This window comes from Arthrobacter sp. RT-1, assembly GCF_003367205.1.
Taxonomy (GTDB): domain Bacteria; phylum Actinomycetota; class Actinomycetes; order Actinomycetales; family Micrococcaceae; genus Arthrobacter.
Genome location: NZ_QRGQ01000004.1, coordinates 59,638 through 86,257, shown reverse-complemented (window position 1 = coordinate 86,257; position 26,620 = coordinate 59,638). Strand labels below are relative to the sequence as shown.

25 protein-coding genes are annotated in these 26,620 nt (G+C 66.3%); 7 read left to right on the top strand and 18 right to left on the bottom strand.

Annotated features, from left to right (window positions below; all coding sequences use genetic code 11):
- Window positions 1-54: 54 nt before the first annotated feature.
- The 8 genes from DXK94_RS05485 to truB form a co-directional block, all read right to left on the bottom strand.
- Window positions 55-2,313 carry a polyribonucleotide nucleotidyltransferase gene (locus DXK94_RS05485; RefSeq protein WP_079595496.1) on the bottom strand — a complete coding sequence of 753 codons (2,259 nt, stop codon included), beginning with the start codon at window positions 2,311-2,313 and terminating at the stop codon, window positions 55-57.
- Window positions 2,314-2,553: 240 nt separating this feature from the next.
- The gene (rpsO, locus tag DXK94_RS05480) at window positions 2,554-2,823 is read right to left on the bottom strand and encodes a 30S ribosomal protein S15 (protein ID WP_013600532.1); all 270 of its coding nucleotides are present in this window, start codon (window positions 2,821-2,823) and stop codon (window positions 2,554-2,556) included.
- 217 nt (window positions 2,824-3,040) lie between these two features.
- Window positions 3,041-4,300, bottom strand: coding sequence for a kynureninase (locus DXK94_RS05475; RefSeq protein ID WP_115524169.1), 1,260 nt, complete (start codon window positions 4,298-4,300; stop codon window positions 3,041-3,043).
- Complete coding sequence (gene kynA, locus DXK94_RS05470) at window positions 4,297-5,151, bottom strand: tryptophan 2,3-dioxygenase (protein ID WP_115524168.1); 855 nt, start codon at window positions 5,149-5,151, stop codon at window positions 4,297-4,299. The genes DXK94_RS05475 and kynA overlap by 4 nt, the downstream gene beginning before the upstream one ends.
- A gap of 90 nt (window positions 5,152-5,241) precedes the next feature.
- Window positions 5,242-6,225: a bifunctional riboflavin kinase/FAD synthetase gene (locus DXK94_RS05465; RefSeq protein ID WP_079595499.1), complete on the bottom strand. Its 984-nt coding sequence runs from the start codon at window positions 6,223-6,225 to the stop codon at window positions 5,242-5,244.
- A 79-nt stretch (window positions 6,226-6,304) separates the two neighbouring features.
- A complete protein-coding gene (locus tag DXK94_RS05460; protein WP_115524177.1) occupies window positions 6,305-6,757 on the bottom strand; it encodes a hypothetical protein in 453 nt (150 codons plus the stop codon).
- Window positions 6,758-6,776: 19 nt separating this feature from the next.
- Complete coding sequence (locus DXK94_RS05455; RefSeq protein ID WP_079595500.1) at window positions 6,777-7,130, bottom strand: hypothetical protein; 354 nt, start codon at window positions 7,128-7,130, stop codon at window positions 6,777-6,779.
- A complete protein-coding gene (gene truB, locus DXK94_RS05450; protein ID WP_115524167.1) occupies window positions 7,131-8,069 on the bottom strand; it encodes a tRNA pseudouridine(55) synthase TruB in 939 nt (312 codons plus the stop codon). It lies immediately after the preceding gene.
- A gap of 61 nt (window positions 8,070-8,130) precedes the next feature.
- On the opposite strand from truB, the gene DXK94_RS05445 reads away from it, so the two are divergent.
- Window positions 8,131-9,291, top strand: coding sequence for a pyridoxal phosphate-dependent aminotransferase (locus DXK94_RS05445; protein WP_181884744.1), 1,161 nt, complete (start codon window positions 8,131-8,133; stop codon window positions 9,289-9,291).
- 7 nt (window positions 9,292-9,298) lie between these two features.
- Here DXK94_RS05445 and trxA read toward each other — a convergent pair whose 3' ends face one another.
- Together trxA and DXK94_RS05435 are read right to left on the bottom strand one after the other, a co-directional pair.
- Window positions 9,299-9,736, bottom strand: a complete 438-nt coding sequence (trxA, locus tag DXK94_RS05440; RefSeq protein WP_115524165.1) for a thioredoxin — start codon at window positions 9,734-9,736, stop codon at window positions 9,299-9,301.
- Window positions 9,737-9,738: 2 nt separating this feature from the next.
- Window positions 9,739-10,224 carry a nucleoside deaminase gene (locus DXK94_RS05435; protein ID WP_115524164.1) on the bottom strand — a complete coding sequence of 162 codons (486 nt, stop codon included), beginning with the start codon at window positions 10,222-10,224 and terminating at the stop codon, window positions 9,739-9,741.
- 177 nt (window positions 10,225-10,401) lie between these two features.
- On the opposite strand from DXK94_RS05435, the gene DXK94_RS05430 reads away from it, so the two are divergent.
- Window positions 10,402-11,532, top strand: a complete 1,131-nt coding sequence (locus tag DXK94_RS05430) for a ScyD/ScyE family protein (protein ID WP_115524163.1) — start codon at window positions 10,402-10,404, stop codon at window positions 11,530-11,532.
- 75 nt (window positions 11,533-11,607) lie between these two features.
- Here the strand turns inward: DXK94_RS05430 and rbfA are convergent, their stop codons facing one another.
- The 5 genes from rbfA to rimP form a co-directional block, all read right to left on the bottom strand.
- Complete coding sequence (gene rbfA, locus DXK94_RS05425) at window positions 11,608-12,117, bottom strand: 30S ribosome-binding factor RbfA (protein WP_115524162.1); 510 nt, start codon at window positions 12,115-12,117, stop codon at window positions 11,608-11,610.
- 247 nt (window positions 12,118-12,364) lie between these two features.
- On the bottom strand, window positions 12,365-15,328 hold the full coding sequence (gene infB / locus DXK94_RS05420) for a translation initiation factor IF-2 (protein ID WP_115524161.1): 2,964 nt from the start codon (window positions 15,326-15,328) through the stop codon (window positions 12,365-12,367).
- A 149-nt stretch (window positions 15,329-15,477) separates the two neighbouring features.
- On the bottom strand, window positions 15,478-15,840 hold the full coding sequence (locus DXK94_RS05415) for a YlxR family protein (protein ID WP_079595507.1): 363 nt from the start codon (window positions 15,838-15,840) through the stop codon (window positions 15,478-15,480).
- 162 nt (window positions 15,841-16,002) lie between these two features.
- Window positions 16,003-16,983 (bottom strand): transcription termination factor NusA, encoded by a 981-nt coding sequence (gene nusA / locus DXK94_RS05410; RefSeq protein WP_079595508.1) that lies wholly within the window; start codon window positions 16,981-16,983, stop codon window positions 16,003-16,005.
- Window positions 16,983-17,600 carry a ribosome maturation factor RimP gene (gene rimP / locus DXK94_RS05405; protein WP_115524160.1) on the bottom strand — a complete coding sequence of 206 codons (618 nt, stop codon included), beginning with the start codon at window positions 17,598-17,600 and terminating at the stop codon, window positions 16,983-16,985. Before rimP ends, nusA begins: the two co-directional genes overlap by 1 nt.
- Window positions 17,601-17,688: 88 nt before the next feature.
- Here rimP and DXK94_RS05400 point away from each other — a divergent pair, with 88 nt between their 5' ends.
- Together DXK94_RS05400 and DXK94_RS05395 are read left to right on the top strand one after the other, a co-directional pair.
- Window positions 17,689-18,762 carry a ferritin-like domain-containing protein gene (locus tag DXK94_RS05400; protein WP_258868444.1) on the top strand — a complete coding sequence of 358 codons (1,074 nt, stop codon included), beginning with the start codon at window positions 17,689-17,691 and terminating at the stop codon, window positions 18,760-18,762.
- A gap of 76 nt (window positions 18,763-18,838) precedes the next feature.
- The gene (locus DXK94_RS05395) at window positions 18,839-19,876 is read left to right on the top strand and encodes an aminoglycoside phosphotransferase family protein (protein WP_115524158.1); all 1,038 of its coding nucleotides are present in this window, start codon (window positions 18,839-18,841) and stop codon (window positions 19,874-19,876) included.
- A gap of 26 nt (window positions 19,877-19,902) precedes the next feature.
- Here DXK94_RS05395 and DXK94_RS05390 read toward each other — a convergent pair whose 3' ends face one another.
- Genes DXK94_RS05390 through DXK94_RS05380 form a run of 3 tightly spaced genes read right to left on the bottom strand, consistent with a single transcriptional unit; the run spans window position 19,903 to window position 23,964 of the window.
- Window positions 19,903-21,294 (bottom strand): pyridoxal-dependent decarboxylase, encoded by a 1,392-nt coding sequence (locus DXK94_RS05390; RefSeq protein WP_115524157.1) that lies wholly within the window; start codon window positions 21,292-21,294, stop codon window positions 19,903-19,905.
- Between the two features lie 54 nt (window positions 21,295-21,348).
- Window positions 21,349-22,143, bottom strand: a complete 795-nt coding sequence (locus tag DXK94_RS05385) for a TSUP family transporter (protein ID WP_115524156.1) — start codon at window positions 22,141-22,143, stop codon at window positions 21,349-21,351.
- Window positions 22,144-22,152: 9 nt separating this feature from the next.
- Complete coding sequence (locus DXK94_RS05380) at window positions 22,153-23,964, bottom strand: proline--tRNA ligase (protein ID WP_079595514.1); 1,812 nt, start codon at window positions 23,962-23,964, stop codon at window positions 22,153-22,155.
- Window positions 23,965-24,392: 428 nt separating this feature from the next.
- On the opposite strand from DXK94_RS05380, the gene DXK94_RS05375 reads away from it, so the two are divergent.
- Genes DXK94_RS05375 through DXK94_RS05365 form a run of 3 tightly spaced genes read left to right on the top strand, consistent with a single transcriptional unit; the run spans window position 24,393 to window position 26,580 of the window.
- A complete protein-coding gene (locus DXK94_RS05375) occupies window positions 24,393-25,211 on the top strand; it encodes an ABC transporter ATP-binding protein (protein WP_115524176.1) in 819 nt (272 codons plus the stop codon).
- Between the two features lie 11 nt (window positions 25,212-25,222).
- Window positions 25,223-25,966 carry an ABC transporter permease gene (locus DXK94_RS05370; protein WP_115524175.1) on the top strand — a complete coding sequence of 248 codons (744 nt, stop codon included), beginning with the start codon at window positions 25,223-25,225 and terminating at the stop codon, window positions 25,964-25,966.
- Window positions 25,963-26,580, top strand: a complete 618-nt coding sequence (locus tag DXK94_RS05365) for a TetR/AcrR family transcriptional regulator (RefSeq protein ID WP_115524155.1) — start codon at window positions 25,963-25,965, stop codon at window positions 26,578-26,580. The genes DXK94_RS05370 and DXK94_RS05365 overlap by 4 nt, the downstream gene beginning before the upstream one ends.
- The last annotated feature ends 40 nt before the right edge of the window (window positions 26,581-26,620 follow it).

Genomic DNA, 26,620 nt, shown 5'->3' with positions numbered 1-26,620 from the left:
GGTGACTCACCCCCCGCCCCCGCCGATTCATGCTTGTGCCGGAAAACCGGGCTGTTAGACGTCAGCGCCTTCAGCAGGTTCCGTGGTGTGGGCGCGCTCGGTCTCAGCCGCGCCTTCTTCCTCGGCTACCACCGGGGCGAGCGAGAGCTTTCCGCGGTCGTCGATCTTGGTGATTTCCACCTGGACCTTCTGGCCGACGGAGACCACGTCGTCCACGTTGTCCACGCGCTTGCCGTTGGCCAGCTTGCGCAGTTCGGAGATGTGCAGGAGGCCGTCCTTGCCCGGGGTCAGCGACACGAAGGCACCGAAGGTGGTGGTCTTGACGACCGTACCCAGGTAGCGCTCGCCGATTTCCGGGACCTGCGGGTTCGCGATGGCGTTGATGGCGGAGCGTGCTGCGTCTGCAGACGGGCCGTCGGTGGCGCCAATGTAGACCGTGCCGTCGTCCTCGATGGAGATGTCGGCGCCGGTGTCTTCCTGGATCTGGTTGATCATCTTGCCCTTGGGGCCAATGACCTCGCCGATCTTGTCCACGGGGATCTTCACGGCGATGACGCGCGGTGCGAACTCGGAGAGCTCATCCGGGGTGTCGATGGCCGAGTCCATGACCTCGAGGATGTGCAGGCGTGCTTCGCGGGCCTGCTTCAGGGCTGCTGCCAGCACCGAAGCGGGGATGCCGTCGAGCTTGGTGTCCAGCTGGATGGCCGTGACGAACTCGGAGGTGCCGGCAACCTTGAAGTCCATGTCGCCGAAGGCGTCTTCGGCGCCAAGGATGTCAGTCAGTGCTGCGTAGCGGGTCTGGCCGTCCACCTGGTCGGAGACCAGGCCCATGGCAATACCGGCGACGGCGGCCTTCAGGGGCACACCGGCGTTCAGCATGGACAGGGTGGAGGCGCAGACAGAACCCATCGACGTCGAACCGTTGGAGCTGAGCGCCTCGGATACCTGGCGGATGGCGTACGGGAACTCCTCGCGGGACGGCAGGACCGGCACGAGGGCCCGCTCTGCCAGGGCACCGTGGCCGATTTCGCGGCGCTTGGGCGAGCCCACGCGGCCGGTCTCACCGGTGGAGTACGGCGGGAAGTTGTAGTTGTGCATGTAGCGCTTGGTCTTGACCGGCGACAGCGAGTCAATCTGCTGTTCCATCTTCAGCATGTTCAGCGTGGTGACACCCATGATCTGGGTTTCGCCGCGCTCGAAGATGGCGGAGCCGTGGACGCGGGGCAGGACCTCAACCTCGGCGGTGAGCTGGCGGATGTCCGTCAGGCCGCGGCCGTCGATGCGGACCTGGTCCTTGAGGATGCGCTGGCGCACTACGTGCTTGGTGACCGAGCGGAATGCTGCGGACACTTCCTTGTCACGGCCTTCGAACTGCTCGGCCAGGGCGGCGGAAACCTCGTCCTTCAGCGCGTCTGAAGCGTCATTGCGCTCCTGCTTGTCCGCGATCTGGAAGACAGCAGCCAGCTTTTCAGCGGCAGCTGACTCAACAGCGGCGTAGACGTCGTCCTCGTAGTCGAGGAAGACGGGGAACTCAACGGTGGGCTTGGCTGCACGGGCGGCCAGGTCGGCCTGCGCCTCGCACAGAGCCTTGATGAACGGCTTGGCAGCCTCGAGGCCCTCGGAGACAACCTCTTCGGTGGGGGCGGTGGCGCCCTGTTCCTTGATCAGGTTCCAGGAGTTGTCCGTCGCTTCAGCTTCGACCATCATGATGGCGACGTCGTCACCGGCGATGCGGCCGGCCACAACCATGTTGAAGACGGAGTTTTCCAGCTGGGAGTGCTTGGGGAAAGCAACCCACTGGGAGCCGTTTTCGTCAGCGACCAGGGCAACGCGGACGCCGCCGATGGGGCCGGAGAACGGCAGGCCGGACAGCTGGGTGGACATCGAGGAGGCGTTGATGGCCACCACGTCGTACAGCTCGTCCGGGTTGATCGCCAGGACGGTGACCACGATCTGGACCTCGTTGCGCAGGCCCTTGATGAAGGCAGGGCGCAGGGGGCGGTCCATGAGGCGGCAGGCCAGGATGGCTTCGGTGGACGGACGTCCTTCACGGCGGAAGAACGAGCCCGGGATGCGGCCGGCAGCGTACATGCGCTCTTCGACGTCGACCGTCAGCGGGAAGAAGTCGAAGCCTTCACGCGGGTGCTTGCCGGCGGTGGTGGCGGACAGCAGTGCGGTGTCTTCGTCGATGTACACCATGGCTGCGCCGGCTGCCTGCTTGGCGAGGCGGCCGGTTTCGAAGCGGATTACACGCTTGCCAAAGCGGCCATTGTCAATGACTGCTTCTGAGAACTGGATTTCGGGACCCTCCAAGAGAGTCACCTCCGTTTCTTTCTTACGGAGCCCAGCCGCATCAACCCAGCCAGCATCTGTCTACTGGCCCTGCACCCGGTCATCGATCGAGACCCACGGGCCGGGGCTTCAGTCAACGAAGCCTTCCCGGGGATCACTACCGAGGACCGCGAATGCGTGATGCGGTTGATCCTCCTGTTTAGTTTTTATTTGAAGAAGGCGGCCCGTTCCATGCCGGAAAGGGCCGCCCCCGAAGTGCGACTAGCGGCGCAGGCCGAGGCGCTCGATGAGCGAACGGTAGCGGGCGATGTCGGTCTTCTTGAGGTAGCTCAGCATGCGCTTGCGGCGACCAACCATGGCCAGCAGACCGCGCTGGGTGTGGTAGTCGTGCTTGTGCTCCTTCATGTGCTCAGTCAGATCCTTGATCCGCTGGGTCAGGACAGCAACCTGGACCTCGGGTGAACCCGTGTCGCCTTCGCCGGTTGCGTATTCCTTGATGATGGACTGCTTTACAGCGGCGTCAAGTGCCACAATAACTCCTAGTAAATGTGCCGTGAGGGCCCAGGTCAGAAAATCACTGCCGGGTCTGCCGCCGCGGCATAACCCCGGGAGAACAGGGATGCCGTACGCAACAGGAACCAGCCGCCACGGACTGCAGCCGGATCCATCGTCCAGTTTACCGGCCGCGGCCTAATGTTGTCGAAACAGGGCGCCGCCGGAGAGCCGCTGCGGGAAGACGGTGCCCCGGTCAGCCCTGGAGCCGGTCCCGGATGGCGGCCATCCCGTGCAGCACTTCCTGGAAACTGGTGCTGAGGGGCGACAGGCCAATTCGGATGCCGCGCGGAGACCGGAAATCGGGGATGACGTCGTCGTCCCACAGCGCTGCAACCGTTGCCTTCGTGAACCCGGGGTGGTCCACGGTGATGTGGCTGCCCCGCTCCCCCGGATCACGGGGCGTCGCCAGTTCAGCCCCCAGGGGTGCCAGCCATTCATCGAACACCTCGACGGCGAACCCCGTCAGTTGAACCGACTTCTTCCGGATGGCCGCCATGGACGCTTCCTCGATGAGGTCCAGGGTGCCGCGCATGGCCAGCATCCCGAAGATTGCGGGAGTGCCGCTCAGGAATCCCCTGATGCCCGCCGCAGGCTCATACCCGGCCGCCATCTCGAAGGCATCCTTCCGGCCCATCCAGCCCCAGATGGGCTGGTTGAGCGAGGTCAGGTGCCGCCGGTTGACGTAGGCGAACGCGGGCGAGCCCGGACCGCCGTTGAGGTACTTGTACGTGCAGCCGGCAGCAAAGTCCACGCCCGCGCCGTCCAGGTCGATCTCCACGGACCCCGCGGAATGGCAAAGGTCCCACACCACCAGCGCGCCGGCGTCATGCACGGCGGCAGTGATACCCGGAAGGTCCGCCAGGTGGCCGGAGCGGTAGGCGATCTGGCTCAGGAGTACGACGGCGGTGCGCGGCCCCGTTGCGTCGCGCACCTGGTCAACGGTCACCCCTGCGGCGGGATCTGTTTCGATCCAGCGGAGCGTCAGGCCCTCCTCCAGGGCTATGCCTTCGACAAGGTAGCGGTCCGTGGGAAAGTTCTCGGTGTCCAGGACCAGTTCGTTGCGGTCCGGGTCAGCCACCGCCGCCAGTGCCGCGCGGATCATCTTGTACAGGACCACGGTGGTGGAGTCGGCAATGATGGTCTGCCCCGGGGCGGCCCCCAGGACCGCCCGGCCCAGCTGGTCGCCGATGGCCTGCGGCAGCTCCAGCCACTCCTCGTCCCAGCCGCGGATCAGGCGCCCGCCCCAGCCGTCGCGGATAAACGCCCCGATGTCCTCGGGAGTCCGTTTCAGCGGACGTCCCAGGGAGTTGCCGTCCAGGTAGGACAGCGGCGTGTCCGTGCCGATGAAGTGGGCACGGAACCGGGCCAGCGGATCCTGCCGGTCGAGCTTTGCGGCACGCTGCTGCAGTGCAGTGCCTGTTGCCGGGGAGGGATGTGCCTGCTCAATGCTCATTGTCCGATTTCCGTCCTGACAGCGAATAATTCCGGGAAAAACGTAAGTTCCAGGGCCTTTTGCAGGAAGGCTGCGCCGCTGGAGCCGCCGGTTCCGGATTTCATGCCGATGGTCCGCTGGACCGTCCGCAGGTGGCGGAAGCGCCACAGCTGGAAGTTGTCCTCAAGGTCAACGAGCTCCTCACAGGCTTCGTAGGCGCCCCAGTTGTCCACGGCGTGCTCGTAGATGTGTTTGAAGAGCGGCACCAGTTCCGGGGTGAACTCGTGGGCCTTGGTGACGTCGCGTTCCAGGACGGCGGCGGGGACATCGAATCCCTGGCGTGCAAGGTAGGCGAGGACTTCGTCGTAGATGCTGGGCGCGGCGAGCAACTCCTCCAGCATGGCGTGCGCCTCGGGATCTGATTCGAAGACCGGCAGCATTTTGCGGTTCTTGTTGCCCAGCACGAATTCCACGGCACGGTACTGGCTGGACTGGAAACCGGACGAGTTGCCCAGGAAGCCGCGGAACTGTGAATACTCCGTGGGCGTCAGGGTAGCCAGCACGGACCACTGTTCCGTCAGTGTCTTCTGGATGTGCTTGACCCGAGCGATGCCCTTCAGCGCGGAGCCGAGATCGTCCGCGCGAAGCCAGGCGGCGGCGCTCCGCAGCTCATGCAGCACGAGCTTCAGCCACAGTTCGGTGGTCTGGTGCTGGATGATGAACAGGAGCTCGTCATGGTGTTCGGGCTTGCTGACGGGCTGTTGCGCGCTCAACAGGGTGGGCAGCTGAAGGTAGGAGGCGTAACTCATCCTCGAGCTGAAGTCACGGACGATGCCCTTGTCCAGCTTGCGGGTGTTCTTCTCGACGGACACGTACTGCCTTTCCTTGCTGACACCCCGGCAGGCCTGCCAAGGTGGCGTGGGTCTGAACCGGCGCCGTCCAGGTGGCAGGTCAGCGGCTCATCAGCGCCTGGTCAGCAGATCATGCGCCTGGACAACGTCCAGCTTCATCTGGTCAACCAGGGCCTCAGGCCCACGGTAGGCCACCATGCCGCGGAGCCGCTCCACAAATTCAACAATTACTGTCTGGCCGTACAGATCGAAGTCCTCAACGGCTTCCCTGGGCCGGTCGATGACGTGTGCTTCCACCTGCCGGCTGACGCCGTCGAACGTGGGGTTTGAGCCCACGGAAATGGCGGCGGGCCAGCGTTTGCCGGCCTGGTCAACAAGCCAGCCGGCGTAAATCCCGTCGGCGGGGATCAGCCCGCTCGAATCGGACGCGAGGTTGGCCGTGGGAAACCCCAGGGCGCGTCCCCGCGCGGCGCCGTGGACAACCTCGCCGCGCATCCGGTGCGGGCGGCCCAGCACGGCCGCGGCCGTGGTGACGTCGCCTTCCTGCAGGGCTTCCCTGACCCAGGTTGACGAACAGCGGCGGTCCTTGCCGTCGTCGTCATGCAGAGGGTAGCCCTCGGAGCCAAACTCGCTGATGACCTGCACCTCGAACCCGAACTTCTGGCCGAGCATCTTCATGGTGTCCAGGTCGCCGGAATTGCCGCGGCCGAAGCGGGCGTCGTGGCCGATCACCACATGGCTGGCGTGCAGGCAGTCCACCAGGTACTGCTCCACGAATTCCTCGGCCGTCAGGCTGGCCAGGTCCAGCGAATACTTCACCACGAGGACGGCGTCCAGGCCGAGTTCACCCAGGGCCTCGAGTTTGTCGTCCAGGCCCATGATCAGCTGCGGCGCGGCTTCGGGGCGGTGGACCAGCGCGGGATGCGGGTCAAAGGTGACGGCAACCGCCCTGGCATGGGTGAGCCGGGCTGAGCGGATCAGCTGGGACAGCACCTGCTGGTGCCCGCGGTGAACGCCGTCGAAGTTCCCAAAGGTGACAACAGATGGGCCGAAGTCCGCCGGGACTTCGGACGGATCGTTCCAGATGTAGACCATCACCCTCGCCTTTAACTGCCTGCAAGCATCAACAATCCGCAGCCATGCCGGCCGCGGAACTCTTCAAGGTTACCTGCATTCACAACGCGGTTTTCCCCTGCGATGGCCTGCGCCGGTAGAGCCACACCAATCCGAGAATCGGGAGCAGCAGGGGGATGAAGCCGTAGCCGCGGCCAAAGAGGGACCACACGGTTTCGTGCGGGAACGCCACGGAGTCGAACACGCTCAGGGCACCCACCACCAGTACGCCCACGAGTTCCACCAGCACTGCGGCGAGGGACACCTTGAACCAGGTGCTGCCTGCCTTGGCAAGGGACACCGTGGCCACGACGTAGACCAGGGCGGCGAAGGCGGAGAGCAGGTATGCCAGCGGAGCCTCGGAGAACTTGGTGAGGATCTGGTAGCCGGCGCGTGCCGAGGCCGAGATGGCGAAGACGGCGTACACCGCGATCAGCAGGCGCCCGGGACCGGTGTTGCGGGTATTCCGGGCGGGGGCGTCACCGATAGCGGCGCGGGGGTGCTGCTCTTTCACGTTGTGTGCTTCTTCCACTTCAGTACCAGATCTGGTTCATGCGGGCGGCCATCACCAGGGCGGTAACGCCGACGGCGGCCAGGACGAAATTGCTCCACCGCGTCCGTTCCAGGATGGACCAGTAGACGGCGGCCGGGGGCAGGAGCATGGCGGTGGCAAGGTAGCCCCAGAATTCCCAGGCTTCACCGGCGATGGGTTCACCGGCGATGACGCGGATGATGGAACCCACAAGGTAGACCACCAGGGCGACTTCGACGGCCGCCACCGACAGGATGGTGATGTCGTTGGGCGCCTTCTTAAGGATGCCCGCCGCCAGGCAGATCCCGGTGGACACCAGACCCACCACCAGGATGATGTAGAAATAGGCGTCCATCTAAGCTTCCCCGGCGTTGGTGACCGCTGGGCTGCCGTTGCCGGGTGCGAAGACCAGGACGGGTTTGGCGTAGCTTCCGGCGTCCGCCAGGAGGGCCACCAGGCTTCCGTCGGGCGCAAAGGCGGCGGCCGGATGGTCGGCGGTGGCTGCCGCTGGACTTCCCGGGGCTGCGCCGGCGGCAATGCGCCGGCCAAAGGAAATCTCCGTTGTTTCCTCGGGGGTGAGCTCGCGGTTGGGCATCAGCGCCCGGGCCGCCTGAGACATGTCCAGAACGTTGAGTTCCTCGGCAAGCTGTTCGAGGGTGCGGGCCTGCTCCAGCGAGTACGGGCCGACATGCGTACGGCGGAGCGCGGTGAGGTGGCCGCCCACGCCCAGGGCGTTGCCCAGGTCCCGGGCCAGGGCACGGATGTAGGTTCCGGAGGAGCATTCCACCGTGACATCAACGTCGACGAACCCGGCTGCTTCCTCCCGGCGGATGCCGTGCACCTCAAACCGGTGGATGATGACGGGACGGGCGGCGAGCTTAACATCCTCTCCGGACCGGACCCGCGCATAGGCGCGCTCGCCGTTGACCTTGATGGCGCTGACGCTGCTGGGCACCTGCTGGATGTCGCCTGTAAGGGCAGCGACGCCGTCGTGGATCGCCTGCTCTCCCACGGCGGCGGTGGGGGCCGTGGCAATCACTTCACCCTCGGCGTCGTCCGTCACCGTGGACTGGCCCAGGCGGATGGTGGCGGTGTAGGTCTTGGAGGTACCCACGATGTAGGTGAGCAGGCGGGTGGCCTTGTTGATGCCGACCACCAGCACTCCGGTCGCCATCGGATCCAGGGTCCCAGCGTGCCCCACTTTCCGGGTACCTGCGAGGCGCCGCATCCGGCCAACCACATCATGGCTGGTCCATCCCTGCGGCTTGTCCACTATCACCAGTCCAGAAAGCACGCCTCCCAGTATATCGGCTCTGGTGGGGCCGCCCGCGCACCCGCCGGTTAGGATGGCAGGCATGCCTGAGCTTGCCGCCCATGTCCGCGACGTGCCCGTCAACCAGATCCGCGAGATCACCGAGGCTGCGTGGCGGACCCCCGGTGCACTGGTCCTCAGCATCGGGGAGCCGGGGTTCCCGCTCCCCCGCCATGTCCTGGAGGCCGGCATGGCCTGCCTGGACAGGGACGAGACCAACTACACCCCCAACGCCGGCATCCCTGCCCTGCGCGAAGCCTTTGCCGCCAGGTTCCGCGAGGAGCAGGGATGCGATGTCGGCGCGGACCGGGTGTACGTGGTGGCCGGCGCGCAGCAGGGCCTGCACCTGGCCATGAGCCTGCTGCTCTCCCCCGGCGACGAGATCCTGATCCCCAACCCGGGCTATCCCACGTTCGCCATGACCGGCAGGCTCCTGAACGCCGTCCCCGTGGGCTACCCGCTGTACCCGGACAACGGCTTCCAGCCCAGGCCGGATGACCTTGAGGCACTCATCACGGACCGGACCAGGGTCCTGGTCCTGAACTCGCCGTCCAACCCGCTGGGCGCGGTCCTGGGCGGGGACCTGACCCGGGAGCTGATGGACCTGGCCCGGCGGCACGATCTGTGGGTGATTTCAGATGAATGCTACGAGGCCTTTACCTACGATGTGCCTCACATCAGCCCTGCAAGGTTCGACGGCGGGACGCCGGGTGCAGCGCGCGTCTTCACCTCCCTGACGCTGTCCAAGACCTACGGCCTCACCGGCCTGCGGATCGGCGCGCTGGTCTGCCCGCCCGGGCTGAAGCAGAAGATGGACAACGTGATGGAGTCGATCGTTTCCTGCGTGGCGGCGCCGTCGCAGTATGCCGCGCTCGCGGCCCTCACCGGCCCCCAGGACTATGTGCAGCACGCCTCCGGGCACTACAGGGAGAACCGGGACGCTGCCTCTGCCGTCCTCGATTCCCTGGGGATTCCGTACCTGCAGGCCCAGGGTGCGTTCTACCTGTGGGCTGACGTCTCCCACGTCAGCGGCGGCGATGTGCGGAGCTGGGTGCGCCGCTTCCTGGCGGACTCGGGTGTTGCGCTGGCGCCCGGTACCGCATTCGGATCCATCGGTGAAGGTTGGGTCCGGATTGCGCTGTGCGGCCGGAAAGAGGACCTGCTGGAGGGCCTGTCCCGGGTGCCGGTGCGGAAGCCCAACTAAAACCGGATCAGCGGGCGGCGCCGGAGAGTGCCCCGTCCAGCCAGGACCGCAGGACGTCGGCGGGCGCGGCTCCGGCCTGCCTCGCAGCGACCCTGCCTTCCACCAGCACCATCAGCGTGGGGATGGCCTGCACGTCGAAGCGGCGGGACAGGCCAGGTGCCTTGTCCACGTCCACCTTGACCAGCTTGATCCGGCCCGGCCGTTCGCGCGCCAGCTTGTCCAGGACGGGGCTCACCATGCGGCACGGACCGCACCAGTCAGCCCAAAAGTCCACAAGCACCGGAACTGGCGACCGTTCCGCCACCGCCCCGAAGTCCGCATCCCCGGCGTTCACGATCCACGGCAGCCCTGCCTTGCAGTTGCCGCAGCGCGGCTGGCCGGCCGCCTGCGCGGGAATCCTGTTGGTCTTTCCGCAGGCCGGGCAGGCGATGAGCGTTGGTTCCATTCCTAGTACTCCTTCCGGTGCTTGTGCTCACCCCACGCTTGGAAGGGAGCGTCCGACGCCGGAACATCACCCCGCGTGACCGGCATCAGTTCCGGGCGGGATCCGCTGAAGTACTCGTAGAAGAGGGCATCGTCGAAACCGGCTGCAGCGGCGCCGTGGCGGTCCGCGGCGAAGTAGACCCGGTCGATGCGCGCCCATAGGGCGGAGGCAAGGCACAGCGGGCAGGGCTCACAGCTCGTGTAAAGAACGGCGCCACGGAGATCGAACGTGCCGCGTGCCGCAGCGGCGGTGCGGATGGCCACCACCTCGGCGTGGGCCGTTGGATCGTTGTCGCGGGTCACCCTGTTGACGCCCTCATACACGCGGCCGTCCGGGGTGACCACCACTGCGCCGAAAGGTCCGCCGCCATCCCCCACGTTTCCGGTGGCCAGTTCCACGGCCTGCTTCAAGTAGCGGGCGGCGTCGTCGAAGTCTCTTGCCATGGTCATAGCTAGATCCTAGCCATGGGCTGGCTGTTAGGGGGTGAAATTAGGGGGCGCATTAGGGGGAAAGTCCCCACGACATTCTTGACCGGCAGGCATATTCTGGCGCCCGGGGGTTTCCGAATTTTTGCCTCTCGCGAGGCTCCTTATCCGGCCCGCCAGGGCGTCAACCCGGAGTACCCAATGAAGAGAAAGCTCACCCTGATCGCGTGTTTGGCAACCGCGGCTGTCATAGCCCCGGCAAGCGCCTCCGTGGCGTCCGACCGGGACCACCGCCACGAGCCGGAGGCCACGGAGCTCGCCGGCGGGCTCGTTTCACCGCTGCACCTCGCCGTAGGAACCAATAAGTCCGTGCTGGTGACCCAGGATTTTGCGGGGAAGCTCAGCCGCGTCAACAGGGACAAGACCGTTACCAATATCTACCAGGCTGCTGCCGGCTTTGGCGTGGCGGGGGTGGAAACCCGCGGCGCCACCACATTCTTCCTCGAAACTGCCGGTGCCGGCTCACCGAATCCTGCCGAGCTGAAGGGCTTTCTGAAAGCGATCAACCCCCGCGGAGACGTCCGGCAGATAGCTGACCTGGCCGAACATGAGAGGAAGAACAATCCGGATGCAGGCCAGGAGTATGGGTTCGGACGGGACGCCAGCACTAAGTGCCTCGACCAGGCGGCAGCGATTGCGGATGCTCCGCCGGCACGGTACAACGGCGCCCTGGACTCGAATGCCTACGCCACGGCTGTCCAAGGCAACACGGCTTATGTCGCCGACGCCGGAGCAAACGCTGTCCTGAAGGTCAACATCCACTCCGGCGCCGTCAGCACAGTGGCAGTCCTGCCTCCCCGACCGTCAGTCCTCACTGCAGAGGCCGCCGCCGCCTTAAAGGCACCGGATTGTGCAAACTTTAAGTATGCTTTCGAACCCGTTCCGACTGACGTGGAAATCGGCCCGGACGGCTGGCTGTACGTGACATCGCTTCCAGGTGGACCTGAAGTCCCTGGCCTGGGCGCACGCGGCGCGGTCTTCAAGATCAACCCGTGGACCGGGCATACGAGGCTCTGGGTGGATGGCATCCTCAGCCCCACAGGCCTGGCAGTGGCAAACACAGGTGACGTTTACGTGGCCTCGCTGTTCGGCAACGAGATCCTGAAGTTCAGCGCATGGAAGGGCCACCGGTCAGTGTTCCTGCCCGTCCCCGCGCCGGCCGATGTGGAGATCCACGGCCGAACTTTGTATGCGACCGTGGACGCATTCAACCCGACCGCCCCACCGCCTCCCCCTGCCGAAGGCCGGGTGATCAAGGCCGACACCCGGTAGCAGCGCACCACGTTTTCTGGGAAGCAGAAGGCCCGGACCAGTACTGCGGTCCGGGCCTTCTGCTGACGTTTTGGGTTACTTGTTGCCGTCTTCGTCGAATTCATCCTCGTTGGTGAGGTCAAGGTCCTCTTCGTCGAAGTCGTCCTCGTCGATGTCCACGTCGGCTGACGCGTCACTCTTGTAGGGATCGGCTTCGCCGGCGTGCTTGGCCTTGGCAGCCAGGGCGGCCACCTCGGCGTCGCGCTTCTTGGCTTCCCGAAGCAGTTCCTCCAGGTTCGAGGCGTTGACGGGAATCTGGTCCGCAACGAATTCAAGGGTGGGAGTCAGTCGGACGGTGACGTTCCGGCCAACCTCCTGCCGAAGCACCCCCTTGGCCTTCTCAAGTCCCTTGGCAGCATCAGCCTGGACAGCCTGGTCCCCGAAGACGGTGTAGTAAACGGTGGCATGCTGAAGATCATTGGTCACCCGCGCATCGGTAACAGTAATCCCCTCGAGCCGGGGATCCTTAACCTTCCGGCTCAGGGCCTCAGCAACAACAACCTTAATCCGCTGCGCCAACTTGGCAGCACGTGCCGGATCAGCCATGAACAACTCCTAAAAAATTTGGAACGTACGACGGCGTGTTGCAGCTGACGTACCCACGTTCGATTACTGCCACGCACTGGGCGCGAGTCGACGACGGACCCGCGTTGGATTTTTCCGGCGGCCTGGGAGTGGCATCGGGCCTGCCGAAGCTGGGTGGCCAACGTCGTAAGACGTTGGCCACCCAGCGAAGGGGCGGGGCCGCCGGAAAAATCCAACGACCCCGCACCGTTTTTAAGGCTGGAACAACCTAGACGCGCGGCTTCTCGCGCATCTCGAAGGTCTCGATGATGTCGCCTTCGGAGATGTCGTTGTACGAGCCAAGACCGATACCACACTCGAAGTCCGTGCGGACCTCGGTTGCGTCATCCTTGAAGCGCTTGAGCGTCTCAACGGTGAGGTTGTCACCGATGATCTTGCCGTCGCGGCTGATGCGGGCCTTGGTGTTACGGCGGATGATGCCGGAGCGGACGATCGAGCCTGCGATGTTTCCGAACTTGGAGGAGCGGAAGACTTCGCGGACCTCGGCGGTGCCCAGCTGGAATTCTTCGTATTCCGGCTTGAGCATGCCCTTGAGCGCCATCTCGATGTCATCGATTGCGGAGTAGATGACGGAGTAGAAGCGCATGTCCACGCCTTCGCGGTCTGCCAGTTCGGCAACCCGCTCGGCGGGCTTGACGTTGAAGCCGATGATGACGGCGCTGTCCACTGTTGCCAGGTTGACGTCGTTCTGCGTGATGGCACCAACACCGCGGTGGATGACGCGCAGCTGCACGCCTTCGCCGACGTCGATCTTGAGCAGGGCGTCTTCGAGGGCTTCCACGGCACCGGACACGTCACCCTTGAGGATGAGGTTGAGGGTGTCGATCTTGCCTTCGGCCACTGCCTGGTCGAAGTCTTCGAGGCTGATGCGCTTGCGGCGCTTGGCCAGGGCGGCGTTGCGGTCCGCTGCTTCACGCTTCTCGGCGATCTGGCGGGCGGTGCGCTCGTCAGCGGTCACGAAGAAGGTGTCGCCTGCACGCGGGACGTTGGACAGACCCAGCACCTGCACGGGGCGGGACGGGCCGGCCTCGGTCAGGGCGCTGCCGTCGTCGTCGAACATCGCACGGACGCGGCCGTGGGCCGTGCCTGCCACGATGGTGTCGCCGACGCGCAGCGTACCGGACTGCACCAGGACGGTGGCCACGGAACCGCGGCCCTTGTCCAGGTTGGCTTCGATCGCGATACCGCGGGCGTCCTTGTTCGGGTTGGCGCGCATGTCCAGGGCGGCGTCTGCGGTCAGCAGGACGGCCTCGAGCAGCTCGTCGATGTTGAGGTTCTGGCGGGCAGAGACCTCCACGAACATGGTGTCGCCACCGTATTCTTCCGGAACCAGGCCGTACTCGGTCAGCTGGCCGCGGACCTTGTCCGGGTTGGCGCCTTCCTTGTCGATCTTGTTCACAGCCACGACGATGGGCACGTTGGCCGCCTGTGCGTGGTTGAGGGCTTCAACGGTCTGGGGCATAACGCCGTCGTCCGCTGCGACCACCAGGATGGCGATGTCGGTGACCTTCGCACCACGGGCACGCATGGCGGTAAACGCCTCGTGGCCCGGGGTATCGATGAAGGTGATCTTCCGGTCGTCGCCTTCGTGGTTGTGCGTGACCTGGTAGGCACCGATGTGCTGCGTGATGCCGCCGTGCTCGCCCGCCATAACGTCGGACTTGCGGATGGCATCGAGCAGGCGGGTCTTACCGTGGTCCACGTGGCCCATGACGGTGACTACCGGAGGACGTGCCTCGAGGTCTTCGTCGCCTTCGGCTTCCAGTTCGGCTTCGAAGTCGATGTCGAAGCCGGAGAGCAGCTCGCGCTCTTCGTCCTCCGGCGAGACGACCTGGAGCTTGTAGCCAAGCTCCTCGCCGAGCAGCGCGAAGGTTTCCTCGTCCAGCGACTGGGTGGCAGTTGCCATTTCACCGAGGTGGAACAGCACGGTCACCAGCGCGGCGGGGTTCGCCTCGATCTTGTCGGCGAAGTCCGTGATGGATGATCCACGGCGCAGGCGGATGACGGTGTTGCCGTCGCCGCGGGGCACGCTCACGCCACCCAGCGACGGTGCGCTCATCTGCTCAAGTTCCTGGCGCTTTGCGCGCTTCGACTTGCGCTGCTTGCCACGACCGGCGCCGCCCTTGCCGAACGCACCCTGGGTGCCACCGCGGCCGCGGCCACCCTTGCCGAAGCCACCGCCTGCGGGAGCACCGCCGCCGGCACCGGGACCACCGGTGCCCGGGGCGCCACCGGGGCGTCCGGGGCCACGGCCGCCGCCACCGGGACGGCCTGCACCAGCGGGTGCGGGACGCTCAGTGCGGTTGGGCATCATGCCGGGCGTAGGACGGTTTCCGCCTGCACCACCGGGACGCGGTGCACCCGGGCGGGGTCCACCGGCACCGGCTGCGGGACGGGGTCCGCCTGCACCGGCAGCGGGACGGGGACCGCCCGGACGGGGGCCACCGGCACCGGCTGCGGGACGCGGACCACCGGGACGGTCGCCGTCGGTACGGCTGCCGCCCGGACGGGGCATGCCCTGGGAGGTGGCAAACGGGTTGTTGCCCGGACGCGGCGGACGTTCTCCGTCGCCGCCACGGCCACGGGGCATGCCCTGTGACGTGGCGAAGGGGTTGTTGCCCGGACGGGGGCCGCCGGGACGGGGTGCGGATGCACCGGATGCGGAACCACCCTGGCGGGCAGCGGGTGCAGCCGGGGTGTCAGCCTTGGGAGCCGGACGGGCGCCGGGCTTGGCGCCGGTGGACGGCGCAGCGGGTGCAGCCGGAGCGGCAGGTGCGCTGGCGGCAGGCGTGCTGGCAGCAGGTGCTGCCGGAGCAGCGGCCGGTGCCGGGGCTGCCGGAGCAGCGGCCGGTGCCGGGGCTGCCGGAGCGGCGGGGGCGGCGGGGGCGGGTGCCTGCACCTTGGGGGCCGGAGCCTTGGGTGCAGCCGGGCCGGGAGCCGGGGTTGAAGGACGTGATTCCGCCGCCGGGGCGGGCGCTTTGGGCGCGGCTGCCGGTGCTGTTGCCTTGGCAGCAGCGTCGGGGAAGGCGTTGCGCAGCTTGCGCACAACGGGGGCCTCAATGGTGGAAGAGGCGGAGCGAACGAATTCGCCCAGTTCCTGCAGTTTTGTCACTGCATCTTTGGAAGTAATACCGAGCTCTTTCGCAAGCTCGTGTACGCGGACCTTGGCCACATTTCTCCTGTCTCGGTCCGCACCGAGCCAGGCACGAACCGTCTACTTCTTACTGCGGGCCCCAGCCGCACATGCAGAAGGGCCCATTGCAGAGCGCAACAAAGTTGTCATCGTTACGCACTCATCGCTGGGAACTCATCGGGTTTCCATCAGATTTCTGACCCGCTTTCAGGTTGGACGGTTGGTGTCGCAGCCACCGGGGCGCCTGCGACGCTCGGGCCTGACTTGATCCGGTGTTCGACGGCGGCTGTTCCGGTTGCGCCCCGAAGGGCACGTCCGAACGCTCGCCGTTTTATCGCCAGAGCCAGGCACGATTCGCTGGGGTGCAGCCATGCACCCCGGCCAGCCATCCGGCGTCGTTCATCAACCAGGACAGCGGATGATCCGCTGCCTTCGGCGACGAGCCGGAGTAACTCAGACCGCGGCCCCTTCTTCCGGCATCCGATGCAGGTCCGTTCGGGTTGACTCCCGCTGGTAAGTACTTCTGCCACGGTCATCGTCCTGACGTTCATCTCTGCTGGCCGCAGGCAACCCTCCCATTGGCACGGAAAGGGCTCACCCATGGCGCACGACTGCCGGCCGTTAGGCGCGGTCCTATCTATTCTAGCCCCTTTGGGCCGTTCTGCCCGAAACCAGTTGCGGTTCCGGCGTGGCAGGGTCCGGCGGAAAGGCTGTCAGTTTTCCTTGGCCGTGGCGGCGTCGGAAACGATGTCGATCCGCCAGCCGGTGAGCTTTGCGGCCAGGCGGGCGTTCTGGCCCTCCTTGCCGATGGCCAGTGACAGCTGGTAGTCGGGAACCACAACACGCGCCGACCGGGTGGCCTCATCGGTAATGGTGACCGAATTCACGCGCGACGGCGAGAGGGCGCTGGCGATAAAGGTTGCCGGGTTCTCGCTGAAGTCGACGATGTCGATCTTCTCGTCATTGAGTTCCGTCATCACGGCGCGGACGCGGGACCCCATCTCACCGATGCAGGCACCCTTGGCGTTGATGCCGGGGGTGTTGGCCTTGACGGCGATCTTGGTGCGGTGGCCTGCTTCACGGGCGAGGGCAACGATTTCCACGGACCGGTCGGCAATCTCAGGCACTTCCAGTTCGAAAAGCTTCCGGACGAGCCCCGGGTGGGACCGTGACAGGGTGACGGACGGGCCCTTGGAGCCGCGGTGGACGTCGATGACCAGGGCACGGAGCCGGTTGCCGTGGATGTACTTCTCGCCGGGTACCTGCTCGGGCGGCGGAAGCAGTGCCTCCACGGAGCCCAGGTTGACTTGGATCATGTGGGGGTTGTTGCCCTGCTGGATGGTGCCGGACACCAGCTCGCCTTCGCGGCCCTTGAACTCGCCCAGGACGTTGTCGTCTTCAACATCGCGGAGCCGCTGCAGGATGATCTGGCGCGCGGTGCTGGCGGCGATGCGGCCAAACCCTTCCGGGGTGTGCTCGAACTCGCCGATGGGGGCGCCGTCGTCGTCAATCTCCACAGCCCAGATGGTCACGTGGCCGCTCTTGCGGTCCAGCTCGGCCCGGGCCTTTTCAAAGGCACCGGGGGACTTGTGGTAGGCCACCAGGAGCGCCTGCTCGATGGTGGGGATCAGGAGGTCCAGCGGGATTTCACGCTCACGCTCCAGAAGTCTCAGTGCGCTCATGTCAATATCCATCAGGCCTCCTCAGAAGGTCCATTGTGTTCAGGTTCCAGACCGCCCCCATTGAGGTGGCTGAATTCGATCTCGACTTTTCCGCTGCGGATCCTGTCGAAAGGAAGTTTTACGGGCTCGCCCTGCTTGGGCTTCATGCCCTTCTTGACCGCGATCTCCGGGACGAGGGTCACTCCCCCGTCATCCACGGACTGGATGCGGCCCGTGATGTTGTCGCCCTGGACGACGTTCACTTTGACCATCCGGCCCTTGGCCCGGTGCCAGTGGCGGGGTTCCGTCAGGGGACGTCCCACGCCGGGTGAGGAGACTTCGAGATCGTACGGGCGGCCGTCGTCGCCCGGATCGTTGTCCAGAACGTCGGACAGGACCTTGGAGATGTCCGCGATGACGTCCAGGTTGACGCCGCCGGTTTCCTCCTGGGGAAGGTCCACCACAACGTGGACTACCCGGTGCGAACCCGCTACGTTGATGGCGACGTCCTCAAGGTACAGGCGGTTGGCCAGGACCGAGGGTTCAAGGAGGGCCCGGAGCCGGGCTGCTTCCGGATTGTGTGCCGCTGCGGAGTCAGGCCGACCCGTTCCGGTGTGGTCTGATGAAGCCGTGGCTTCTGCATTGCTCACGATGCCGGCCGCCTCCCTATAGATGATGTGGTGTGTACTAGCGTAGCTATTTTACCGGCTCAGTGGTGCACGGCGATCCCCTTCCGGCGTGACACCATGGTCTGTTGTGAACGACGACCAGCAGGAAAACCGGCCCCGGATGCGCTACTTCCGGTACGCGGCTGTGTCGCTCGCAGCCCTCCTTGTCCTTAGCCTGGGATTCGCCCTCACGCCCGCCGAACCGCCGGACCCGCCCGCTCCGCCATTCTCCGAGCAGGCGCGCGCGGCAGCCTTTGAGGACGCCCTCGGGCTCCGCGCCGCGGGGCTGGAACTAGCAGCCGGAGCCGCCGACGGCGGTGCTGCCGCCGCCACCGGCCGCATTGTGACTTTGCTGACCATCCAAGCCCGCGCACTGCTCCTGCCGGAGGCCGCGCCGGTGTCACCCTCGGCCACAGCTGCCCCGCCATCCGCTGCCCCGGAGATGACTATGCCGGAACTTGCTGCGGCGTTGGCCGCCAGCGGTTCCGCACGGCTTGAGGACGCGAAGAGTGCCGACGGCGGCATGGCACGCCTGCTGGCCGGTGCCGGGACGGCGCAGCTTCTGGCAGCCCGGGATCTTGCAGCCGCCGCCGGCGTTCCGGACCCTGTGGCACCCGCTGCTGCAGCCGGACCGGCATCTTCACCCTCCGCCACCGCGCCTGATCCGGCGGCTGCGCCGTCCTCCTGCCCCACCGCCCCGCCTGCCGGGCCGGGCGCCGGTACTGCCCTGGCCGCCGCTTCCACCGCCGAACAGGAGGCGGTCTACGGATACCAGGCCGCACTGACGCGCCTGCCTCCGGCGGAGGCCGGACCGGCGTCGGAATTCCTTGCACGGCACCAGGACCTCGCGGCAGACGCTGAAGCCTGGGGCCGCCTCCACTGCGGCACAGTCCCTCCCCAGCAGCCAGGCTACGTCCTGGACGCCGGCTTCCTGGCCGCGCCGGCACCCGGCCTGGCGCAGCTGGAGGCCGCAACCCTGCCGGCATACGGGGACGTGGTGGCCCTGGCAGAGGGGCCTGCCCGCACTTGGGCGCTGCAGGCGCTCCAATCGGCCGCCGCCCGCACCCTGCACTGGGGCGGCGATCCTGGTCCGGTTCCGGGACTGGCGCTGGACGAGGCCCAACTCCCCCTCCTCCCGGGGTGAACGCACGGGCGTCAAACCCTTCCGGATTCCGCAGACCCTGCCACCCCTGTCCCTACCTGCGCCTAGGCTGGTGCTGATGAGCCAGCAAGCAGCAGTCCCCATTCCTCCCGACCTCACTGCACGGTACGGCCGAAGCAGTTCAGGACGGGCGTGGCTCGCGTCGCTTCCCGGCCTGATCCAGGGGCGTCTTGAGCACTGGCGCCTGAAGCCAGACCTGGCCGATGGCAGCATGCCGTGGAACGGCCATGGCGCTGTGGTGATTCCGGTGCTGCAGGCTGACGGCTCCCCTGCAGTCCTCAAGGTCGCCTTTCCGCACGATGAAGCAAGGGTTGAACGGCATGCCCTGGCACTGTGGCGCGGCCGCGGTGCGGTAGCCCTGCTCGAATCGGACGCGGGCACCTGCGCCATGCTCCTGGAGCGGCTGGAGGCAACACAGTCGCTCAACGGGGTGCCGTTGCGGGACGCGGTGGACGTGTGGGGCGGGCTGGTCCGGCAGCTGAGCCTAAGCCCGGATCAGCGGCCCCAGTGGCAGGAGTTCGAGCACATTGCGGCGCGCGCCGAACAGTGGAGCGATGACCTTCCGGCCGATTGGGAACAGCTGGGGCGGCCGTTCCCCCGCTGGCTGCTCGAAGCGGCACTCGAGGTTTGCCAAACCCGCGGGGCGGTGGGCCGACGCTCTGGCCGCGATGTGCTGGTCCACACAGACCTGCATTTCCTCAATGTCTTGGCCCGGCCCGGCGCGGCCGTGACGGATGGACGGCCGACGGCGGCAGGATACGCCGCGATCGACCCCCAGCCGATGATCGGCGAACCGGAGTTCGCGGTGGCGCCGCTGCTGTGGAACCGGATCAGGGACCTGCCGGCCAACCAGCCTGGGGAAGGCCTGCGGCGGCGGTGCGCCGAGTTCAGCGCAGCGGCCGGCCTTGATTCTGAAACCGCCCGACAGTGGGGTGTCGCCCGGGAAGTTGCCAATGCGCTGTGGTACGCCGGAAAGCCGGACCACCAGGGCGATATGGCACGCTCACTCTGGGTGGCCAGCACCCTGGCCGGACGGACGCTTGAAGGGCTGCCGCCTGCTCACGCCCTGCCCGAGCCGGGCCAGGCGCCCCGCTAGCGCACCGGCACCGGCAACGGTTAAGTTCAGCTGCCGCGCACGGCAGCCAGGGCGGACCGGACGGCGTCCACGGCCATGCCCACATCCTTTTCGGCCGTATGCCAGTTGCTGACCGACACGCGCAGGATGTCCCGGTCCCGCCAGCGCGATCCGGACATCCAGACCCTGCCGTCCTCGATGATGCGGGCTGTTACAGCACGGGTGGTGGCATCGTCACCGAAAGCCACGCACACCTGGGTGTAGTCGACGTCGTTCAGCACCTCCACGCCGTCCAGCCCGGCGAGTCCCGCGGCGATGTCCGAGGCAGCCGCGGCGAGTCCGCTGACTTGCGCTGCCACCCCATCACGGCCAAGGTTCTTGAGCGCGGCCCACACCGGCACGCCGCGTGCGCGCCTTGACAGTTCCGGTACTTTTTCGAACGGGTCCCCCGGCCCTTCCGCATCGTGCACTAAATAGCTCGTGTGCAAGCCCATCGCCGAGCGGAGCGCAGAGGCGTCACGGACAATGGCGATGCCGCAGTCGTAGGGCACGTTCAACGTTTTGTGGGCGTCGGTGGCCCATGAGTCCGCGTCTCCGCAGCCCCTTGTCAGGTGGCGCAGCTCCGGCGCCGCGGCGGCCCACAGGCCGAAGGCGCCGTCGATGTGGACCCACGCACCGTGGTTCCGGGCGACGGCTATCGCTTCGGAGAACGGATCGAAGGCGCCGGAGTGCAGGTTGCCGGCCTGCAGGCACACCAGGGCCGGCCCCGAACCTTCCTGCAGCGCGGCATCCAGTGCCGCCGGAATCAAGCGTCCCTGGCCATCCGCTTCCACCACCCGGGGTCCCCCCAGCCCGAGATACCGCAGGCCGAGATCGATGGTGTCGTGCCGCTCCCGGCCGACAAAACACTGGATCCGCGGTGCACCGGACAGCCCGTCGCGGTCCAGGTCCCACCCTGCGTCCGTGAGGAGCCGCCACCGCCCGGCGGCCATCCCGGTGAAATTGGCCATGGTGGCTCCGGTGACGAATCCCACGTCGGAACCGGCCGGAAGCGCGAGCAGTTCCAGGAGCCAGGTTCCGGCAGCTTCCTCGATGGCTGCCATTGCGGGGGTGGCATAGCGCAGACCGGCATTCTGGTCCCAGGCGCTCACCAGCCAGTCGGAGGCAAGTGCTGCCGGAAGGGTTCCGCCGATGACCCAGCCGAAAAAACGGCCGGAGGGCATCGCCATCAGACCGGGATCAGCGGTCCGGGCGAGGAAATCGACCACGTCCTCGGCCGGGATGCCCTGCGCAGGAAGTGGTCCGCCGAAGGCATCAGTCAGGTCATGGGCAGCGAGCCTGGGCCCCACTGGCCTGTCAGGAAGGCTGTGCAGCCAGTCCGTCGCATGGCGCAGTGCAGCTGACAGAGCCGGGGAATAGTCATCATCGCCCTGTGACATACCTGCATGCTACGCCTCGCCATGGACGGCAACGAGGCCGCGATGGTTCCGGCGTCAGGCGAAGTTTTCCTGCCAGATGTCATAGCCGAGTTTGATGATGAGGGCCGCGACCACCACCAGGAATACCACGCGGACGAAGCTGCTTCCCTGCTTCACTGCCGTCCTTGCTCCGAGGTAGCCGCCGGCCATGTTGGCGGCGCCCAGCAGCAGGCCCAGTCCCCACAGAATGGAGCCGTGCGGCAGGAAGAACATCAGTGCGCCCGCGTTGGTGGCCATGTTCACGATCTTTGCCTTGGCGCTGGCCTCCAGGAAGGCGTACCCCATGGCCGAGACCAGGGCAATGACCAGGAACGAGCCCGTGCCCGGGCCGATCAGCCCGTCGTAGAAACCGATAACGGCGCCAATGAGGCACGCCATCACGTAGTGCTTGTGGCCGTCGTGCCGCAGCGCCGTGATGTCCCCGACGTCGGGCTTGAGCGCCGTGAAAAGCGCGACGGCGACCAGCGCCGCGACGATGATGGGTTTGAAGACGTTGGCCGGCAGGGTGGCCGCCAGCACGGCACCGCCAAAACTGCCCGCCAACGCGATCACGGCCATGGGCAGCGCCGTTTTCAGGTCCGGTCCCACGCGCCGGTAATAGGTGGTGGCGCTGGTGGCAGTTCCGAAGATGGAGCCCAGCTTGTTGGTGGCCAGGGCCTGCACCGGAGTGATGCCGGGGACCAGCAGCAGGGCGGGGAGCTGGATCAGCCCGCCCCCGCCCACCACCGCGTCCACCCAGCCGGCAGCGAAGCCTGCCAGCACCAGCAGGAGGATTGTTGTCAGCTGGAGGGACTCAAGTCCTAAATCCACCGCTGGGGGTCAGCTGTTGCGGACGGCGTTGACCACGTAGTCAACCGCCTTATCAACCGCTACGTTCTCAGCTTCCCCCGTGCGGCGGTCCTTGATTTCCACGACGCCGTCCACCAGGCCGCGTCCGACGGCCAGGATGGTGGGGACGCCCACCAGTTCTGCGTCGCCGAACTTCACGCCGGGCGACACCTTGGGGCGGTCGTCGTAGATGACCTGCAGGCCGGCTGCCTCCAGGTCCAGGGACAGCTGCTCCGCGGCGGCGAAAATGTCCTCGCCCTTGCCCACGGCAACCACGTGGACGTCAGCCGGCGCCACGGCGCGTGGCCAGACGAGGCCGCGGTCATCGTGGTTGGCCTCGGCAAGGGCAGCGACGGCGCGGGTGACGCCCACACCGTAGGAGCCCATGGTGACCACTACCTGCTTGCCGTTCTGGTCCAGCACCTTCAGGTCCAGGGCTTCGGCGTACTTCCTGCCGAGCTGGAAGATGTGGCCCATCTCGATGCCGCGGGCAATTTCCAACGGACCGGAGCCGTCCGGGGACGGGTCGCCTTCGCGGACGTCGGTGCACTCGATGACGCCGTCCCAGGTGAAGTCGCGTCCGGCCACCAGGCCATAGACGTGCTTGCCGGCCTCGTTGGCGCCGGTGATCCAGGCGGTGCCGCGGACCACGCGGGGATCCACGAGGTAGAGGAGCTTGGTGGAGCTTTCGCTGCCCAGCAGGGGTTCGTCCAGGGTCAGGCCGGGGCCGAGGTAGCCCTTAACGATGAGGGGCTGCTTCTTGAGGTCGTCGTCGTTGGCTGCTTCCAGTCCGATTTCCCCTGCAATGGGCAGGAAGGAACCGATGTTGGCTTCCACGCGCTTGAGGTCAACGCCGCGGTCGCCCGGCAGGCCGATGACCACAAGCTGGCGTTCACCGGTGGGCAGGGTGACGGCGAGGACAACGTTCTTGAGGGTGTCCGCGGCAGTCCAGGCGCCGCCGTCGGCCTCGCTGCGGGGGGCCAGTTCGTTGGATGCCGCCACCAGCGTTTCGATGGTGGGGGTGTTCGGGGTGTCCAGTACCTGGGCGGCAGGCGCGTTGCTGAAGTCGATCTCCGCGGGGACCACGGTGGTGACGGCTTCCACGTTGGCGGCATAGCCTGCGGCCGACCGGACAAAGGTGTCCTCGCCGATCTCCGTGGGGAACAGGAATTCCTCGCTCTTGGACCCGCCCATGGCGCCGGCGGTGGCGGCAACCGGGACGACCTCCAGGCCCAGCCGGGCAAAGATCTTGAGGTAGGCGGAACGGTGCGCTGCGTAGCTGGCGTCCAGGCCGGCGTCGTCCACGTCGAAGGAGTAGGAGTCCTTCATGATGAATTCGCGGCCGCGGAGCAGGCCTGCCCGGGGACGGGCTTCATCGCGGTACTTGTTCTGGATCTGGTAGAGGCTCAGGGGCAGGTCCTTGTACGACGAGTACAGGTCCTTCACCAGCAACGTGAACATTTCCTCGTGCGTCGGGGCCAGGAGGTAATCCGCGCCCTTGCGGTCCTGGAGCCGGAATAGGCCCTCACCGTACTCGGTCCAGCGGTTAGTGGCCTCGTACGGTTCGCGCGGCAGCAGTGCCGGGAAGTGGACTTCCTGGGCGCCGATGGCGGCCATTTCCTCGCGGATGACCTCCTCGACTTTGCGGAGCACGCTCAGCCCCAGCGGAAGCCACGTGTAGATGCCGGGGGCTGCGCGGCGGATGTATCCGGCGCGGACCAGGAGCTTGTGGCTGGCGACCTCGGCGTCGACGGGATCTTCGCGCAAGGTGCGCAGGAAAAGCTGGGACAGTCTTAGAACCACGGGTGGTATCCGTTTCTGGGGAAGTGCTGGATCAGCAGGGGCCGGACAAATTCGTCTGGGTACTAATCTACCGGCACCCGGCGCCAGGCTTGGACTGCGGGCTGGACTGGTCCCTGGCTAAAAGTGGCGGACACAGTAGAGCCACGCCCGGAATTACAAAGCCCCTGGCCCCCCAGTGAGGCTGGTCATCGCATCCGGGCGTGGCTCGACGCCGTTATCGCCCAAGTACTGGTGAGGACTGGTGAGACCGCCCACGCCACTCCAGCGCAGCTAGACCGAACCTATGTGATCGCGCACACGTTTGGCAAGTAGCCTTCGTTTTTGGACCGTTGACCCCCCGCTGTGCGCGTCCTAGCTTTAATTCATCAGGTGATGAATTATCGGCGCACCACGTGCCGGAAACCCTCCTGTCCAGGGCGGAGGCGGCCATGTCCCATTCGGCAACAGCAGGAATCCAGGCCACCGGGACCGGCGGCGCGGTGGTGGCGCGTGGCCTGAATGTGGTGCGCGGGAAGGTTCCCGTCCTGAGCAGCCTGGACTTCGCCATCCCGGCCGGCCATATCACCGGCCTCCTGGGACCCTCCGGAAGCGGTAAAACCACCCTCATGCGGGCCATCGTCGGGGTCCAGCTCGTGTCGTCCGGAACGGTGGATGTCCTGGGCCTTGCCCCGGGGAGCCCGGCGCTGCGCCACCAGGTGGGTTACGTGACCCAGTCGCCCAGCGTCTACCCTGACCTCACGGTGGAGGCGAACGTACGGTACTTCGGCGCCATGCACCGCAAAAGGAAAACGGATGTGGATGAGGCGATTGCCGCCGTCGGGCTTGAACAGCAGGCACGCCGGAAAACCGCGGACCTGTCCGGCGGCCAGCTCAGCCGGGTTTCGCTGGCCTGCGCCCTGGTGGCCCGCCCCAGGCTGCTGGTGCTGGACGAGCCCACCGTTGGCCTGGATCCGGTGCTGCGGGCGGACCTTTGGAGCCGTTTCCGGTCCATGGCCGAGGACGGCATAACCCTGCTCATATCGAGCCACGTGATGGAGGAAGCCAGCCACTGCCAATCGCTGCTGCTCCTGCGGGAAGGCAGGCTGCTGGCCCAGCTGACCCCTGAAGAGCTCAGCAGGCGGGGGCACAGCAACGACCTCGAGAAAGCTTTCCTCACCATCATCCGGGAGTCGGAAAACAACGACGGCGGGAGCCCGGGAGGCCGCGACGCGGCCGCCGGTGCCGCCACGGACAGGAGCGGACGGTAATGGACATCTGGATGCTTCTTGCCACCACGCGCAGGGTCCTTGACCAGCTGCGCCATGACCACCGCAGCATCGCCCTGATCCTGGTGGTTCCGGCGCTCCTCCTCACCGCGGTCTACTTCCTCTACGAAAATGAGGTTCTTCCGCCGGGAACTCCACGTACCTTCGACCGGGTGGGGCTGATGATGCTGGCCATCTTCCCGTTCGTGGTCATGTTCCTGGTCACTTCCATCACCATGCTCCGCGAACGTACGTCCGGAACACTGGAACGGCTGCTCACCACCCCTGTGCATAAGGCGGACCTGCTCTTTGGCTACGGTCTGGCCTTTTCCATCATGGCCGCACTCCAGTCGCTGGTGGCAACGGCGGTGGCCTACTGGGTCTTTGGCCTTGATATTGAAGGTTCCCCGGGCCTTGTGGTGATGATTGCGGTCATCAACGCCGTCCTGGGTGTGGCGTTGGGCCTGCTGTGTTCGGCCTTTGCCAGGACGGAGTTCCAGGCAGTCCAGTTCATGCCCGTGGTGGTGGTTCCGCAGATTCTGTTGTGCGGCCTGTTCGTGGCACGCGACCGGATGAACGATGTCCTGGAATCGGTGTCCAACGTCCTTCCGCTGACGTTTTCCGTGGATGCGCTGCAGGAAATCGCGGCCAACTCCGAGGCCACCGAACAGCTCTGGCAGGACGCAGGCATCATGGCAGCCATCGTCCTGGGCGTGCTGGTGCTGGCATCGCTCACCCTCCGCAGGCGCAGCGCATGACCGCAGGCGGGCACGGTGCTGCAGGTGTCAGGCGGGGACGCCGGGGCGGCAGTGCCGCGTCGCGGGACCATATCCTCGAAACCGCGAGGCGCCAGTTTGCCGAACATGGCTTTGAGGGTACGAGCCTGCGTCAGGTGGCCCGGGTGGCGGGCGTTGACCCGGCCATGATCCACCACTTTTTCAAGGGCAAGGACGAGCTCTTCGCCCTCAGCGTGGAGCTTCCGGCGGACCCCGAGCAAGTGCTTTCCGGGGTAGCCGGCTCCGACCCCGGCCAGCGTGCGGAGCTGATTATCCGCGCCGTGCTGCGCCTGTGGGAAAGCCCCGCACAGCCAAGCCTGGTGGCGTTCCTCCGGGGAACACTGGGGTCAAAGGCGAAAACTGCTTTGCTCCGGGAAATGGTGAACCGGACCATTATCAGCCGCATCATGGCGGGCGTTCCGGGGACACCGGATGAGGTGGCCCTGCGCGGCGACCTCGTGGCAACGCAGATGGTCGGCCTGATGATGGTCCGCTACGTGGTCCGCCTGGAGCCGCTGGCATCGGCAGAACCGGAGGATATTGTCCGGCTCATCTCCCCCAACGTGCAGCGGTACCTGACCGGGAACCTCACTTAACCAGGCCACCGGGCGGAATTGGGACTTTCGCAGGCAGCTG

Bases quoted from the DNA above. Each gene is read 5' to 3' on its own strand.
- trxA (WP_115524165.1), bottom strand. From the start codon at position 9,736: ATGGAACCAACGCTCATCGCCTGCCCGGCCTGCGGAAAGACCAACAGG.
- DXK94_RS05465 (WP_079595499.1), bottom strand. From the start codon at position 6,225: ATGGTCTACATCTGGAACGATCCGTCCGAAGTCCCGGCGGACTTCGGC.
- DXK94_RS05365 (WP_115524155.1), top strand. From the start codon at position 25,963: ATGACCGCAGGCGGGCACGGTGCTGCAGGTGTCAGGCGGGGACGCCGG.
- DXK94_RS05390 (WP_115524157.1), bottom strand. From the start codon at position 21,294: ATGTCACAGGGCGATGATGACTATTCCCCGGCTCTGTCAGCTGCACTG.
- DXK94_RS05415 (WP_079595507.1), bottom strand. From the start codon at position 15,840: ATGAACGTCAGGACGATGACCGTGGCAGAAGTACTTACCAGCGGGAGT.
- DXK94_RS05475 (WP_115524169.1), bottom strand. From the start codon at position 4,300: ATGAGCATTGAGCAGGCACATCCCTCCCCGGCAACAGGCACTGCACTG.
- DXK94_RS05370 (WP_115524175.1), top strand. From the start codon at position 25,223: ATGCTTCTTGCCACCACGCGCAGGGTCCTTGACCAGCTGCGCCATGAC.
- DXK94_RS05395 (WP_115524158.1), top strand. From the start codon at position 18,839: ATGAGCCAGCAAGCAGCAGTCCCCATTCCTCCCGACCTCACTGCACGG.
- DXK94_RS05455 (WP_079595500.1), bottom strand. From the start codon at position 7,130: ATGGACGCCTATTTCTACATCATCCTGGTGGTGGGTCTGGTGTCCACC.
- rbfA (WP_115524162.1), bottom strand. From the start codon at position 12,117: ATGGCTGATCCGGCACGTGCTGCCAAGTTGGCGCAGCGGATTAAGGTT.
- DXK94_RS05435 (WP_115524164.1), bottom strand. From the start codon at position 10,224: ATGACCATGGCAAGAGACTTCGACGACGCCGCCCGCTACTTGAAGCAG.
- DXK94_RS05445 (WP_181884744.1), top strand. From the start codon at position 8,131: ATGCCTGAGCTTGCCGCCCATGTCCGCGACGTGCCCGTCAACCAGATC.
- DXK94_RS05375 (WP_115524176.1), top strand. From the start codon at position 24,393: ATGTCCCATTCGGCAACAGCAGGAATCCAGGCCACCGGGACCGGCGGC.
- nusA (WP_079595508.1), bottom strand. From the start codon at position 16,983: ATGGATATTGACATGAGCGCACTGAGACTTCTGGAGCGTGAGCGTGAA.
- DXK94_RS05430 (WP_115524163.1), top strand. From the start codon at position 10,402: ATGAAGAGAAAGCTCACCCTGATCGCGTGTTTGGCAACCGCGGCTGTC.